Source organism: Alloyangia mangrovi (assembly GCF_002300555.2).
In the GTDB taxonomy this organism is placed as follows: Bacteria; Pseudomonadota; Alphaproteobacteria; order Rhodobacterales; family Rhodobacteraceae; genus Salipiger; species Salipiger mangrovi.
The window spans coordinates 23,867-38,170 of sequence record NZ_NTHN02000056.1 but is presented as its reverse complement, the minus strand read 5'-3'; the positions used below and the strand labels follow the sequence as shown (position 1 = coordinate 38,170).

Annotated in this window: 10 protein-coding genes and 1 pseudogene; 6 read left to right on the top strand and 5 right to left on the bottom strand. The window is 67.4% G+C overall.

Annotated elements, in window-relative coordinates; genetic code table 11:
- A partial coding sequence (locus CLG85_RS22335) for an FAD-binding protein (RefSeq protein ID WP_260350048.1) occupies window positions 1–1,048 on the top strand: 1,048 nt, incomplete at its 5' end.
- Window positions 1,048–1,896, top strand: coding sequence for a carboxylating nicotinate-nucleotide diphosphorylase (gene nadC, locus CLG85_RS22330; protein WP_095880949.1), 849 nt, complete (start codon window positions 1,048–1,050; stop codon window positions 1,894–1,896). The genes CLG85_RS22335 and nadC, both read left to right, overlap by 1 nt.
- Before the next feature lie 180 nt (window positions 1,897–2,076).
- Here the strand turns inward: nadC and CLG85_RS22325 are convergent, their stop codons facing one another.
- Together CLG85_RS22325 and CLG85_RS22320 are read right to left on the bottom strand one after the other, a co-directional pair.
- A complete protein-coding gene (locus CLG85_RS22325; RefSeq protein ID WP_141244438.1) occupies window positions 2,077–3,111 on the bottom strand; it encodes a response regulator in 1,035 nt (344 codons plus the stop codon).
- 457 nt (window positions 3,112–3,568) lie between these two features.
- On the bottom strand, window positions 3,569–5,062 hold the full coding sequence (locus tag CLG85_RS22320; RefSeq protein WP_260350046.1) for a BapA/Bap/LapF family prefix-like domain-containing protein: 1,494 nt from the start codon (window positions 5,060–5,062) through the stop codon (window positions 3,569–3,571).
- A gap of 428 nt (window positions 5,063–5,490) precedes the next feature.
- On the opposite strand from CLG85_RS22320, the gene CLG85_RS22315 reads away from it, so the two are divergent.
- The 4 genes and pseudogenes from CLG85_RS22315 (at window position 5,491) to CLG85_RS22300 (ending at window position 9,578) form a co-directional block, all read left to right on the top strand.
- On the top strand, window positions 5,491–7,449 hold the full coding sequence (locus tag CLG85_RS22315) for a response regulator (RefSeq protein ID WP_260350045.1): 1,959 nt from the start codon (window positions 5,491–5,493) through the stop codon (window positions 7,447–7,449).
- Window positions 7,450–7,564: 115 nt separating this feature from the next.
- Window positions 7,565–7,816: pseudogene (locus tag CLG85_RS22310) on the top strand (response regulator transcription factor); the annotation flags it as partial.
- Between the two features lie 73 nt (window positions 7,817–7,889).
- Complete coding sequence (locus CLG85_RS22305) at window positions 7,890–8,207, top strand: response regulator transcription factor (RefSeq protein WP_260350043.1); 318 nt, start codon at window positions 7,890–7,892, stop codon at window positions 8,205–8,207.
- Window positions 8,208–8,336: 129 nt separating this feature from the next.
- On the top strand, window positions 8,337–9,578 hold the full coding sequence (locus CLG85_RS22300) for a glycosyltransferase (RefSeq protein WP_095881729.1): 1,242 nt from the start codon (window positions 8,337–8,339) through the stop codon (window positions 9,576–9,578).
- Window positions 9,579–9,593: 15 nt separating this feature from the next.
- Here the strand turns inward: CLG85_RS22300 and CLG85_RS22295 are convergent, their stop codons facing one another.
- Genes CLG85_RS22295 through CLG85_RS22285 form a run of 3 tightly spaced genes read right to left on the bottom strand, consistent with a single transcriptional unit; the run spans window position 9,594 to window position 14,285 of the window.
- The gene (locus CLG85_RS22295) at window positions 9,594–10,967 is read right to left on the bottom strand and encodes a BamA/TamA family outer membrane protein (protein WP_235865355.1); all 1,374 of its coding nucleotides are present in this window, start codon (window positions 10,965–10,967) and stop codon (window positions 9,594–9,596) included.
- A gap of 13 nt (window positions 10,968–10,980) precedes the next feature.
- Complete coding sequence (locus tag CLG85_RS22290) at window positions 10,981–12,153, bottom strand: beta-barrel domain-containing protein (protein WP_095881726.1); 1,173 nt, start codon at window positions 12,151–12,153, stop codon at window positions 10,981–10,983.
- Window positions 12,153–14,285 (bottom strand): type I secretion system permease/ATPase, encoded by a 2,133-nt coding sequence (locus CLG85_RS22285; RefSeq protein WP_095881725.1) that lies wholly within the window; start codon window positions 14,283–14,285, stop codon window positions 12,153–12,155. Before CLG85_RS22285 ends, CLG85_RS22290 begins: the two co-directional genes overlap by 1 nt.
- Window positions 14,286–14,304: the final 19 nt, after the last annotated feature.

The following is a 14,304-nucleotide window of genomic DNA, read 5'->3' as shown; positions in this document are numbered from 1 at the left end:
GGCACCTGCCGAAGGCGGCGCCTCCGTCGCCGTGACCGCCCCGGCGGTGTTGCTGGCGGGGGGCGGCTCGGGCGGGCTTTACGCGCTGACCACTAACCCCGCGCGCATCCGCGGGCAGGTCGCGGGGCTGGCGGCACGGGTCGGTGCGGTGATGGCCGACATGGAGTTCGTGCAGTTCCACCCCACCGCCATGGACATCGGGCTCGACCCCGCGCCGCTCGCCACCGAGGCGCTGCGCGGAGAGGGGGCGGTGCTGGTCAACCGGCTGGGGCATCGCTTCATGGACGGCCAGCACCCGGACCTCGAGCTCGCGCCGCGCGACGTCGTCGCCCGCGCCGTCTACGCGCAGAGCCAGTCCGGCCTGCGCCCCATGCTCGACACGCGAGCCGCGCTCGGCTCCCGGATCCGGGATGACTTCCCGGGGCTTACCGCCGCCTGCGACCGCGCCGGGATCGACCCCGTCACGCAGCCCATCCCCGTCGCCGCCGCCGCGCATTACCATATGGGCGGGATCGCCACGGATGCCTCCGGGCGCGCCTCGCTCGCAGGGCTCTGGGCCTGCGGCGAGGTCGCTTCGACCGGGCTCCACGGCGCGAACCGGCTGGCGTCGAACGGGCTCCTCGAGGCGCTGGTTTACGCCCGCCGCTGCGCCGCCGACATCGCGCAGGCGCTTGGCGAGGTCGCCGCGACCCCCGAGATCTCGCTGCCGCGCACTGGCCCCGCCGAAGTGCCCGATCCGGCGCTTGTCACCCGCCTGCGCAAGGCCATGACGGCAGGCGCTGGGGTGATCCGCAGCGCCGGGGGGCTCACGGCCTGCCTGCGCGAGATCGCCGCCGTCGAGGCGGCGCAGCCGCATTGCGCGGCGCTCGCCAACATGACCGCCACGGCGACGCTGATCGCCGCCGCGGCGCTGACCCGCTGCGAGAGCCGCGGCGCGCATTTCCGCTCCGACGCCAACGAGGCAACCGCCGAGACCGGCCACCGCAGCCGCATGACCCTGACGGAGGCGCTTGCCCTCCGCGACACGCTCCAGAAGGAACCCGCCTGATGTCCCTGCCGCCTCTGCCCGACATGATCCTCGACCCGCTGGTGCGGGGCGCGCTGATGGAGGACCTCGGCACCTATGGCGACCTGACCACCCGCACGGTGATCCCGGCGGGCACGCGCTACCGCGCGCAGCTGCGGGCGCGGGAAGCCGGCGTCGTCTCGGGAATGCAGATCGCGCGCATGGCCTTCCACTTGGTCGATCCCGCGCTGGCGCTGACCCTTCACAAGCCCGACGGCAGCGCCATCATCCCCGGCGACGTGCTGATGGAGATCGAGGGCGAGGCCGCCTCGATCCTCACCGCCGAGCGCGTGGCGCTGAACTTCACCGGTCGCCTCTCGGGCATCGCGACGATCACTGCCGGTTTCGTCGCCGAGACCAAGGGCACCAAGGCGCGCATCACCTGCACCCGCAAGACCACGCCCGGCCTGCGGCTTGTCGAGAAACAGGCGGTGCTGCACGGCGGCGGCTTCAACCATCGTTTCTCGCTGTCGGACGCCATCCTAGTGAAGGACAACCACATCGCCGCGGCGGGGGGCATCCGCCCGGTGCTGCAGGCGATCAAGGGGCAGGCCTCGCACATGGTGCGTGTCGAGATCGAGGTCGACACGCTCGAGCAACTCGCCGAGGTGCTGGACGAGGGCGGAGCGGACGTGGTGCTGCTCGACAACATGGACAGCGGAGCGCTGCGCGAGGCGGTGGCGATGACCGCGGGGCGGCTGGTGCTCGAGGCCTCGGGCAACATGAAGCTCGAGCGCATCGCCGAGGTGGCGGCCACGGGAGTCGACTACATCTCCGCCGGAGCGCTGACCCATTCGGCCCGCACGCTGGATCTCGGCCTCGATTTCTGAGAACTGCCCACGCCGAGCACGAGCGCTTAAAAGGTGACGTTTCTACTCTGATGATATTCAACTAATTGGCGCTTATGCGAAGCCAGGGCGGGGTAGGGGTCGGTCCCCTCTAGACCGCGCCCTTCGAGGACCACTGCGGCATGCCACTCGGGATGTTGCCGGCATCTGGGGTGTCGGACGTCAGTTCCGGGGCACGTCGAGGCCCGCGGCACGCATAGAGATCGTCTCCCGCGGGTGCCGTGTCCCCGCGGGACCGAGGCCCTTTCGGGCTGAACGCGCCTCGAGCCGGGCCTGCGCGCGCAGCAGGGATTTGCGCACCCTTTGGGTCTTGTTCGCGAAGGGCGTGACCGGGGTGCCGAGCGTGATGGTCAATGGTGGCAACGCAGCGGTCGCGCCCTGCTGCCAGGTCGCTTGAAGGTGGGCGGCCAATTCGGCCTCCATCTGGTCGGTCGCGGGCAAATCGGCGCTGCGAGCGAGGCATATGAACGTGCCGTTGCCGTCATAGCAGGTCAGTGCCGATGATGCTCTCACCAAGGCCTGTAACCCCTCCGCCACCTCCACCAAGAGGTCTCCGAATTCGGGCGTGGTGGTGCTGCGATAAATCTTCTCGAAGTTCTCGAGCCGGGCCCCGAAGATGCGGCTGTGTTCGATATCGCGGCGCGGTAGCTGCGCGAGGTAGTTTCCAAGGGAGAACGGGTCGATCATCTGACCGGTGCCGAGGATGGTGACACTCTGTGATGCGCAAAAGGGATGCGCTCCGCGAGGCTTCCCGAAGGTACTCAGCCGGCGCCGGTCGCACCGGAACATCCCGGACGCATCGCGCAGCCGTTCGGCGACACGCAGGCGTCCCCTGAGCGTGCGCGTATTCAGGGTCTTAGTGATGTAGTCATTGGCGCCGGCGGCAAACGCGGCCTCGATGCTGCCCCCGTCAGTGCGTGCCGTGAGCATGATGACCGGGGTCAGCGTGTAGCGTGGCAGACTGCGCACATGACGGCACAGCTCGATCCCGTCCATGCCCGGCATTTCGATGTCGAGCAGCAGGCAGTCAAAGGGCTGCTCAGAGCCCTGCAAAATGCTCAGGGCCGCTGATCCGGAGGCCGCGCTTCTGACCACCATGTCGTTGTCGACGAGCAGCGGAATCAAATCGCGCATCACCGGGCTGTCGTCGACGGCTAGAAGTCGCATGAAATGGTCCTCTTCGGTCAGTGGAGACAAGACGGTCTCGTGAGGGCTCGTGGCGGCGCAACCGGGCGGGCCGGATCACAGCACGGCTGCGATCAGCGCGACCCAGCCCAAGGTGCCAACGCAGGTTGCCGGAGCGATCCACCAGCCGGAGCAGAAGACGCGGGGGGCGCCGTCGTTGTGGGACAGGTCCACTGCGTGGGAGCGGAAATTGGCATCCTCCGCGGCTTCGTCACCGGCTGCAGGGGCAGCGCAGCGGTTCGCTGCGCTGCGCTGCCCCAAGGGCAATTGCGTCCAGTTCGTTCGGCAGCCGCCGCGAGCGACATAGGCCAGGGTCCGTGAGGGCCGGGATGGCTTTGGGCGCTGGTCCATGGGGCAGGCCTCTCGGTTGGAAACTTGGGGGGATCACTGGGGATTTGGGGGGGCCTGCCCCGCTGAAGGGGGTGGGGAGCGGGGCAGGCCGGTTTCAGCTGTTGTTCCGTGAGTGGGGTCAGCTGAAATCTTCTTCGCCGGGGCCGGAGAGGCCGCCGAGCAGGTCACCGCCAAGCAGCGATCCTTCGCCGCTCAGGCCATCCGTCAGCCCTCCGAGCAGAGACTCGCCGCTACCGAGCAGGCCCTCGTCGCCCAGAAGTCCGCTGTCACCCAGCAGGCCGTTCTCGCCGAGGATACCGTCGAGCGGGGTCTCGCCGCCGAGGAGGCTTTCGGTGGAGCTGCCATCGATGAGCTCGCCGAGGAGCTCATCCACGCCGCCGCCATCGCTGCCGTCGCCGTCACCGAGCAGTCCCGTTCCGGTCAGCTCACCGACAAGCCCGGCGTCGCCGGTGATCTCGCCGAGCGCGCCATCGTTGCCGACCAATTCGCCGAGCAGACCGTCGGAACCAGTGACCTCTCCAAGTGCGCCTGTGTTGCCGGTGAGGTCGCCAAGCAGGCCGTCATCGGCGATCACAGGGTCGAGCAGGCCCTCGCCGCTGTCGAGGACGCCGGAGAGCAACCCGTCTTCGCCAAGTATGCCGTCAAGCAGCTCACCGGTGCCGGGTGTCCCGTCGGATGTGCCATCCCTGTCGCCGAGCAATCCGGTTCCGGTCAGCTCGCCGACAAGCCCGTCGCTGCCGGTGATCTCGGCAAGCGCGCCATCGTTGCCGGCCAGCTCACCCAGCAGGCCCTCCGAGCCTGTGACCTCGCCGAGGGCGCCGCTGTTGCCGGTGGCATCTCCCAGAAGCCCGTCGTCGGAGACAAGTCCGTCGGCAATCCCGGTTTCCGAGCTGATGGTGCCGTCGCCGAGCAGGGGCTGGCCGATCAGGGTTTCGAAGGGCTCACTGAGCTCGGATTGAGGTCCGAGCAGTTCGCCGAGCAGGCCCTCAGACCCTGTCACCTCGCCGAGTACCCCGTCATTTCCGGTGACATCTCCAAGCAGGCCCTCGTCGGCGACCAGCGGGTCGAGGAAGCCCTGCGTGCCCACCCCATCGGTGCCATCCGTTGGGTCCGTACCGTCGGTCGGGTTGGTGCCATCCGTTCCGTCGGTCGGATCGGTGCCGTCTGTCCCGTCGGTCGGGTCGGTGCCGTCGGTTCCATCTGTCGGATCGGTACCGTCGGTTCCATCGGTCGGGTCGGTGCCGTCCGTCCCATCAGTCGGATCGGTGCTGTCGGTTGGGTCCTTCTTGGAGCCTCCGCCTCCGCCGCTCGCCAGAGCGAGGCCAAGGGTGCCGATGCCCGCTGCGGCGAGCGCGGCCTGATCTTCCATGCTCATTCCGAGGCCGGCAGCCCCTTCGCCCTCGACCGCCGCCTCTTCGGAATCGCCAAGGATCAGGCTGTGCAGAGAATTGTTTTCTGCCGGTGTGTAATAATCATTAATGATCACCCGGTCGCCGTTCTTCAAGTCGACGATCAGCGTCTTTCCTTGCCGCGTGTAGCGCGCAATGTCTGCGGAGACAGCATCGATGCGGATGCCGATTTCCTGACCTGCCTGAATAACCGTTTCAGCCATCTTTCAACCCTTGCAATATAACCCGCGCATTCGGTGCGGGGTCGTGAGAATAGAAGTACACTATTTGGTATGTATCAAAACATACGAAAGTATCGTCCGTCAACATACTATTGTCGTTTGGTTGGGTTGAAGAGCTTTCACCGCGTTTCTAGCGTCTATTGCCCTTCCAGGGCGTCATTGCGCGAGGAATTGGAAACAAAAATCATTTAAATTAAGGCGAATGTATGGAAAAATGCCACTTTCGGATCGCCGCGTTCTGGGTGTCGGTGGTCGCTGGAATCATGCGACCCTGGGTGATGCATACTATAGTATGTGATTCATCTGCTTGAACCCGAGACTTTTGTACCGGACGGGGCGCAATCGCATCACAACTGTCTATAATCAAACCCTGGGCGCGACTTGCCCGCCAGGCCGCAGGAGGGACCGCGATGACAGGAGAACGCCGTGCGCCGTCGCCGGAAAGCGGCGCGGGAGAGGATGTCTCGGTCTATCGGCCGGTGGTGCAGGTGATCGCCCGGCTCATCGCCACCGACCGCCGTGCAGCGTTGCTGGCGAGCGAGGAGGGGCAGATCCTGCTGGCCAATGCCCCGGCCAAGGCGCTCGGCATCGACGCGGCGCGGCTTCGTTCGGTGCTTGACTGGCCCGAGATCAGCGCGCGCGCGCGGCGTGCCGGCAGCGCCCGTGTCGCGGTGACACTGATGGGGCAGGAGCTGGAGGGGGAACTTGTCGCGCTGCCGGTCGGCCCCGCGACAGGCCTGTTCCTGCGGCTGTCGGACAGCGAGGACGAGGCGACATGGCTGCGGAATCGCGCGCGGGCGGCGACGCTGCTGCGCGTGGCGCATGACCTGCGAACGCCGATCCAGTCGCTGCTTGCCTCTGCGGAGGCGCTGGTCACCGGAGCGACCGCCGGTTCCGGGGCGCTGGCCGGCCTGCGCCGCGCGGCGGATCTGTCGTTGGCGCATGTCAGCAACGTGCTCTCGGTGCTGCGCGGCGAGCAACGCGGCAGCGGGCTTCAGCCCGACGCTCCCTTTTCTCCGGCGGCCGAGGTGGAAGCGCTTGTGGCGATGCTGCAGCCGCTGGCCGCGCAGCGCGGCGCAGAACTTGGCCTACACGCCGGGTCCGCCGGGCCGGAGCAGGTCCACGGGCCGGTGCGCTTCGTACGGGCCCTGTTCCAGAACATGCTCGACAACGCGGTGAAACACGGCGGCGCCAAGATCGAGGCAGAGCTGCGGCTGACGCCTTTGCCGAAGCTTGGCCCGGACGGGGAGCCGTTGCTGGAGATCAGGTTCGAGGTGCGCGACCTCGGCGGCGGTCTGCCGCCCGCGCAGCGCGCGCGGCTGCAGGAGGCGCTTGGCCACGTGGCGGCTGGGAATGTGCCAGCGCTGGTTCCGGCCGCGCCGGCAGATGCACGCCCGACTCAAAGGCGCTCGGGCGGCCTCGAGGTGCTCGCGCATGCGTTGCGGCAACTGGGCGGCACGCTGGAGATCGAGGACAGGCCCGCTACGGCCGAAAACGGCTTGGAGGTCATCGGCACAATATTGCGGGCGCGCTTCAGTCTGCCGACAGCGATCGAGATTCCCGAGCCGGAACCCGAAGCCGACGCGGAGCAGGCGCTGGTCGGGGCGCGGATTTTGGTGATAGAGGACAGTCCGGCAAGTCGAAGCTGGCTCTGCCAGGTTCTGCGCAATGCCGGTGCAGAGGTGCAGGAGGCAGGGAGCGGCGCAGAGGCGCTGGAGTTGCTTCGCTTGGCCGAAGCCGGCGCGGTCGATATCGTGCTCTCGGATGTCACCTTGCCCGAGATCCATGGCGTCGAGCTGGCGCGGCGCATCATGGCGGGCGTGAGGCAGAACGTCTTCCCGGCGGCGCTGCGGATCGTCGGGCTCACGGCGCATGTGGATGCCCGGATCCGCGCGGCTTGCCTGAAGGTGGGCATGGTCGAGGTGCTGGAAAAGCCGATCCGACCCGGGCAGCTCTGCGCGGCACTGGCGACCCTGCGCGGCACAGTTTCCGATCCCCTCGATACGCCAGTGGCGGGCCGGACGGACAGCGCGGCGGACCCGCAGGAACCGGTGATCGCTTTGGAGGTGGTCTCGGAGCTCGCGAGCGAGCTTGGCCGCGACCGGGCACTGGCCTTCATGGCGCGGGCGCTGGCCGAGGCCGAGCAGGCTTTGGTGTTGCTGCGCGGAGGGCTCAACGCCGCATCGGGATGCGCGCTGCACGCCGCCACCGGCGCCTGCGGCCTGACCGGGCTTGCGCTGGCGGAGCGCCGGCTGCGAGGGCTCGAAGATGCGGTGAAGGCGGGGCAGGGCGCCGCCGCGGCCGAGATGGCCGCCTTGGCCGAAGCGCTGGAGCGCACCGCTGCGGCACTTCGTGACCCGCCATTCTGAGGCGCGAGGAGTGGTGCTGGCGGAGCGCTGCGTTCCTTGCCATATTGAGGCCCGATATGGACTTGCGGTGCGATCCGCGCCATCCGCAGAGTCCGTGCCCGAAGGATAGAGAGACATGACCAGCAAGAGTGCGGAGCCGGTTCGCATCCTCATCGCCGACGACCATGCCATGGTCCTCGAGATGTTTGCACAGTTCATCGAGAATCTCGACGACGTGAGCGCGTCGACGGCGCCGGATCTCGATACGGCGTTGTCGGCGATCGACCGCGACGGGCCCTACGATCTGGTCCTGCTTGATCTCAACATGCCGGGCATGAACGGGCTTGAAGGGCTGGGCCGCGCGATCAGCCGCAATGGCGGCAAGCCCGTGGCGCTGCTGACCAGCAATCCGCCGGCACACTTGGTGCCCGAGGTACTGGCGCTGGGGGGGTGCGGGCTTCGTGCTCAAGACCACCTCGCTCAAGGCCTTTGCCAACGAGATCCGCTTCATGGCGGCCGGCGGGCGCTACATCCCGGTCGAGTTGATCGAGAGGCAGCGCGTTGCCCCGCGCGAGCCGCGTGCGGCGGCGCAGCTGTCGGAGCGCGAGAACGATGTGCTGGCCGAACTGGCCGAGGGCAAGTCCAACCGCGACATCGGGGCAGCGCTGGGGCTGAAGGAGGCGACGGTCAAGATGCATGTGAAATCCATCTGCTCGAAGCTTGAGGCGAGCAACCGCACGCAGGCGGTGATCGTCGCGCGCGATATGAACATCATCTGAGCCCGGCGGCGTGGCGGAACTGCCGCAACCCACGCACGACTCTCCAAAGTATGTATCTCTCGGCTGCGGGGTCTTCTAACCTACGCTCGAGCCTAGGCTTTGTCCGGGCGATGAGGCGAGGTGAAGTACATGCGAAAGCCGGTCATCGTGTTTGCCGGGGCGGTCTATCCGGGGCAGTTCGGCCATCTGTGTGACTACCTGCGGCAAGCCGGGCTGGCGGAGACCTACTTCCTGACCACCCCCGGCCACCGCGCGCGCAACGCCCATCGTGGTGAGCACATCCTGGAGTTCGCGCCCGACGGGCCCGTGGTGGGGCCGCAGAGCTACTATTATACCGCTAAGCTCGAGCGCTCGGCGCGGATCGGGCGAGGGCTGCTGCGCGCGGTGCAGCAATTCGAGGAAAAGAAAAAGATCGATGTGATCATCGCGCATTCGCTTTGGGGCGCGCCGCATTTTCTCTATGGCGAGACCGGTGCCGCGATCGTCAGCTACATCGAGTTCCCGAGCTACCAAGCCCACGGCTGGAGCATCGACTACCCGCCGGACCAGTCGCAGCGCATGGGCGATAAGAACCTCGAGATGTTGAATTTCCACCAGGCGCTGCGCAGCGATCTGGTGATCTGCCCCAGCCAGCACGCCAAGCGGATGTTCCCTAAGGCGCTGCAAGCCAATATCGAGGTGCAGCTCGAGGGCTTCGCCTTCGAGGATGAGACCGCTCCCCCGCGAGAAGGAGCCGGGCCCTTCACGATCGGGTTCTCGGCGCGCGACCTGTCCAGCTCAAAGGGGTTCGAGGTCTTCGTGCGGCTGGCCGACAAGTTGGTGGCGCGCGGCTTGCAGGCCGAGTTCGTGGCGCTCGGTGGCGCGGAAGGCAGCACCTACGGCTATGAGCAGCAATGGGTGGCGCGCAAGTATGGTGGTGCCGTGGCCAGCTTCCGCGATCACCTGCTGCAAGTCTATCCGCGGGCCGCCGAGGTGATCCAATTTCCCGGCAAACTCCCCTACGAGGCGTTCGCGCAGCGGCTCTCGGACATCGACCTCTTTCTTTACCCGCTGCAGTTCGGCGTCGCCAACTGGGGTTTGGTCGAGATCCTCGGTCGCGGCGGCTGCGTGCTGGCGCCCGACCGGGGGTATGCGGCCGAGCTGATCTTCGACGACATCAACGGGCGGCTGCTGCCCGATGACGACGACGCCTGGATCGCAGAGATCGAGGCGCTGGCCCAAGACCCGGCGCGACGCTTCCGCTACGGCCAGAAGGCGCGATATCTCGCGCGGCTGCACTACAGCCTGCCCGCGGTCGCGCCGCGCTACATGGGGCTCTTCCGGCAGGCCGTGGAAAACCGGGACGCGCGGGTCAGGGGCGCGGGGCGCTAGCGCTGTTGAACTGCCTTAGAACCGGGCACTGAACGATAGGCCGAAGGCCTGAGTCTTGTCGCCGGGCTCCTTGCGCAGGGGCTGCGCCAGATACAGTGACACGGGGATCTCGGCGACGTCGAAGGTCAGCGACAGTCCGGCCGAGCTGCGCAGGTGGCGGGCGTCGTCGATCTGCCCGTCCAGCGTGTCGTCCAGTCCCCAGGCCGCGCCGGTCTCGACGAAGACACCGCCGCGCAGCGGTAGCGACAGGACCGTGCCGAAATTGCGCTGGAGCTCGAGCGAGGCGACGAAATAGCTGTTGCCGCCCAGCATGTCGTCGCCGTCGCGCGGGCCGATGCCGCGCGGCGCGAAGCCTCGGAACGTGTCGGCGCCAGGGAAATATCGGTCGGTGGCACGGGTGTTGTTGTCGTTCAGTCCGGTCACGTTTCCGCCGCGCAGCGTGGTCAGCAACGCAAGCTCGGGCGCCAGCGGCGAACGCGCGCGCAACTCTGCGCGGCTGTCGGATATCACATCCTCGGTGCCGAGGTTCCACAGGTACTGCTGCAGCTCGATGGAATAGGCGGGGCGTGCCCAGTCCTCGCCAAGGACTGACTCCGCGCTGGCACCGAAGGTCAGCGCGAGCCGGGCGTAGGGCGCCGAGATGCCATCGGTCTCCTCGCGCAGCAGGAGCAGACTGGCATCGCTCTCGACGTCGTACATGCGGTAGTCGCGCCAACCAAGCCCGGCCTCGAGCCGGAGGTCCTCGGTCGGTGTCCAGGCGAGGTAGGGTTCGATGCGGTAGCCGCCGTCCGAATAGCTGCGGTCGTCGTAATCGGTCTCGCGCCAGATCGCGTCGAGCCCGAGGTCCAGCGTCTCTCCGAACTGGTCCGCACGATAGAGATGCCCCTGGAACTCGCGTACCTGCTTGTTGAATGAGAGCTGCACCGAGCCGAAAGTGCCGGGCAGCAGGTCGTATTGCTCGTAGGAGGCCTCGGCGAGAAATCCGTCCTGCATGATGTAGGAGAGCGCACCCTCGAGCCGTCCCGGGCGGGTGTCGATCTCGGTCACATCGATGACCAGCGTCGAGCCCTCGCCGCGCAGCTGCACCCGCTCGAACACGCCGGTAAGCATCAGGCAATCCTCGATCGCGCGCAGGTCGTAGTCCTGGTAATCGGCGCCGGGCAAGGCTCCGCAGGTGGCGCGGATGTCGTCCTCGGGGATGAAGCGCGCCCCGCGCACCTCGACCTCGCGGTAGACGCGGGCCTGGCTGGGGGCGGCAAGGGTGAGCAGCGCGAGAGCCAGCGCCGAGGCGCAGGAGAGCAGGCGATGGCGGCGCAGCGCGGCAAGGCCGTGCGGAAGGGCAGGGCGCCGGGGCGCGCGCAGCACGCCGTCTTGCAGAGGAGTGGTCATTGATTGCCTTCTGTCAGCGCAGCCGGGCGTTCAGCAGCGGGCGAGTCAGATAGCTGAGCACCGAACGGTCGCCGCTCTCGATATCGACCTGCGCCACCATGCCGGGGCGGATGAAAAATTTCTCGCCGTAGCGCTCGAGGTAGTTTTGATCGGTGCCGACCATGACCCGGTAGAAATCCTGCGGCCCCTGTTTGGTTTCTTCTTCCACCGTATCCTCGGAAATTTGCATCACCGTGCCACGCAGATCCCCGTAGGTGGAAAAGTCGTAGGCGGTGATCTTCACGCTTGCCGCCATGCCGGGCGCCACGAAGGCGACGTCGCGAGGTAGCACCTTTGTCTCGATCACCAGCTGATCATCGATCGGGGTGATCTCCATGATCGGCTCGCCGGGTTGCACCACGCCGCCGAGCGTGGTGATGGCGATGTTGTTGACCCTGCCCTCGACCGGCGAGCGCACGTCGGTCCGCTGCAGCTCGTCGCGTTTCTGCACCACCTCCTCCTGCAGCGTCGCGAGCTTGGCCCGGCGCTGCGCCAGGTCCTTGTAGGCGTCCTGGACATAGGCATTGCGCGCCTCGCCGATGCGGCCGTCGAGCTCGGCTTTCTTCTGCTGCAGCTGCAGCAGATCGATGCGACTGACCGAGCCGCGCTCGGCGAGCGGGGCGGTGATGGCGATCTGCTCCTCGATGGCGTTGCGCTCGCTTTCGAGCGCGGTGAGCGACGCCTCGAGCTTTGTACGGCGCGCGTTGAACAGCCGAAGCTCGGTGCGCTCGGCGTCGTTCGGGGTGTCTCCGAAATTCAGCTCGGGATGTTCCAGCACCTCGGCCTCGAGCCGTGCGACCTCGGCGGTGAGCGCGGTGATCTGCGATTGCGTGGCCATGAAAGCCGATTGCGAACGGGTGGGGTCGAGCCGGGCCAGAACCTGCCCTTGCTGGACGATGTCGCCCTCGCGCACCGTCAGCTCGGAGAGGATGCCCCCCTCGAGGCTCTGGATGGTCTGCATGCGCCGCGCGGGGATCACGCGGCCGTCGCCGCGGGTGACCTCGTTGACCTGGGCCACGGCCGACCAGCCGATCGCCGCCAGCACGCTGAGCACGACGACCTGTATGGTGAGCCGCGACTTCGCGAGGGTCTGGCGACGGAAGCTACCGTCGACATGGCTCGGGTCGAAATACTCGGGAGAATTCATCAGACCGCCTTCACCTTGGCATTCTGTACGGTGCGGGCGCGGGCGGCGTTGAGAATCTGCGCCAGATCACCATCGCGCGCCACCTTGCCGTCCTTCAGCACGAGCGTGCGCTGGGTCAGCGCCAGCAGCTCGCGCTTGTGGGTCGAGATGATCACCGTGCGCCCCTCGAGCCAGGTCTTTAGGTATGCGATCACTCGCGCCTCGGTGATGTGATCGAGCGCCGCGGTGGGTTCGTCGAGAAGCACCACGCGCGGATCCTGCAGCAACACGCGGGCAAGGCCGATCGACTGGCGCTGCCCGCCAGAAACGTTGCCGTTGCCGCTCAGCTGCAGGTCGAGCCCGCGCACGTGGCGTCGCACGAAGCTGCCGAGTCCCACGGCATCCAGCGCGGCAAGAAGCTCGTCATCGCTATGCAAACCGTGGTCGAGCAGAAGGTTGTCGCGCAGCGTGCCCTGGAACAGCGCCACCGACTGCGGCAGGTAGCCGATCTGCCGGCGCCGGTCGAGCGGGTCGATCTGCCCGAGTGCCAGGTCGTCGAGCAGGATGCTGCCCTGCTGGGCGTCGATGTAGCCCGCCATGAGCCGCAGGAAGGTGGATTTGCCCGCGCCATTGCCGCCGAGCAGCGCAATGCGCTCGCCCGCGTCGATGCGCAACTCGGGGATCTGCAGGATCGGTGGCGCGGCGGGGTCATGACGGAAGGCGACATCCTCGACCCGATAGGTGCCCCGCACGTCGCTGGCGCGAACGAAGTGGCGGTCGGCGGGGCGCTCGACCGGCAGCGCCATGATGCGATCGAGCCCTTCGAGCGCGGCGCGGACCTGCTGCCAGCGCGCCAGCAGCCCCGCAACCTGGCTCATCGGGGTCAACGTGCGGCTTGACAGCATGGTGCAGGCGATGAGGCTGCCGACGGTCAGCTCGCCGGCGCTGATCAGGTAGACGCCCGTGATGATCACCCCGGCGTAGGCGAATTTCTGCACTCCGCCGACCATCTGGGTCATCAGCGTCGTCAGGCGGCGGGTGTTGACCGAGGTGTTGGCCATGGTCGCGGAGAGCTGCGCATGGGCGCGCTGCAGCCGGGTCTCGGCGCGGGCGGCCTTGACCGTTTCGAGGTTCGAGATGGTCTCGAGCAGCAGCCCGTTCAGCGCCGCGGCCTCGCGGGTGTTCTCGCGCGACGCGCGGGCGAGCCGGGATTGCATCAGCAGCCCGGGCACCACAGTCATCGCAACTCCGGCGAGGGTGACGAGGGCGATCGGCCCGCCGATGAACCAGATCACCGCGACGAAGATCAGAACGAAGGGGATGTCGCAGAGCGCGGTGACTGTGCCCGAGGTGAAGAATTCTCGGACCGTGGCGAAGTCGCGGACCTGGTTGGCAAACACCCCGGTCGAGGCTGGCTGATGCGCCAGCCGCATGTTCGCGACCTTGTCGAAGAGCTGTGCCGAGAGCCGCAGGTCAAGGTCGCGGCCCGAGACATCGACCAGAGCGGCGCGGGTGATGCGCAGCACCAGTTCGAGCACGATCGCGAGCCCGACGCCCGAGGCGAGGATCCACAGCGTGTCGAAGGCATTGCTCGGCACGACCCGGTCGTAGACCTGCATCGAGAAGAGCGCGGTGGCGATGGCCAGAAGGTTTGCGGCGAAAGAGGCGACTACGACATCGCGATAGACCCACCAGTTGCGCAGCACCGGCCCGAGGATCCAGTGGCTGCGGTCCGCGGCCTTTTCGTCGAGCCGGTCCGAGGTGATGTCGATCGGCTTCGACACCAGCACCCGCCCGTCATGCAGCGCCTCGAGCTCGCGCCGGCCCCAGACCGCGCGGCCGCCGTCGGCCTCTGGCAGCACCACGGTCGCGCTGACCTTGCTCAGCTTCTCTAGCACCACGGTGCGCCCGCAGCGCAGGAAAAGCAGCACCGGCAGGCTGTGTGCGGGGTAGGAGGAGAGTGGCTCGCGGCTGACCCGGCAGCTCATGTTGACGCGCCGCAGCGCCGCCGCCGCGGTATCGACCGACATGGTGCCATCCTCGGGCAGGGGCAGCCCATCGGTGAGCCGCACCGCCGAGGTCGAGACCCCTTGGCTGCGGCACAGCTCGATGAGGCCTGTGACAAGCGGGTCGGTCTGCGGTCGATCGGACATGCGGCTTCTCCAGAACTCG

Coding starts and splice junctions, on each gene's coding strand:
- CLG85_RS22295 (WP_235865355.1), bottom strand. CDS start 10,967: ATGACCACTCCTCTGCAAGACGGCGTGCTGCGCGCGCCCCGGCGCCCT.
- CLG85_RS22320 (WP_260350046.1), bottom strand. CDS start 5,062: ATGGCTGAAACGGTTATTCAGGCAGGTCAGGAAATCGGCATCCGCATC.
- CLG85_RS22290 (WP_095881726.1), bottom strand. CDS start 12,153: ATGAATTCTCCCGAGTATTTCGACCCGAGCCATGTCGACGGTAGCTTC.
- CLG85_RS22285 (WP_095881725.1), bottom strand. CDS start 14,285: ATGTCCGATCGACCGCAGACCGACCCGCTTGTCACAGGCCTCATCGAG.
- CLG85_RS22315 (WP_260350045.1), top strand. CDS start 5,491: ATGACAGGAGAACGCCGTGCGCCGTCGCCGGAAAGCGGCGCGGGAGAG.
- CLG85_RS22300 (WP_095881729.1), top strand. CDS start 8,337: ATGCGAAAGCCGGTCATCGTGTTTGCCGGGGCGGTCTATCCGGGGCAG.
- nadC (WP_095880949.1), top strand. CDS start 1,048: ATGTCCCTGCCGCCTCTGCCCGACATGATCCTCGACCCGCTGGTGCGG.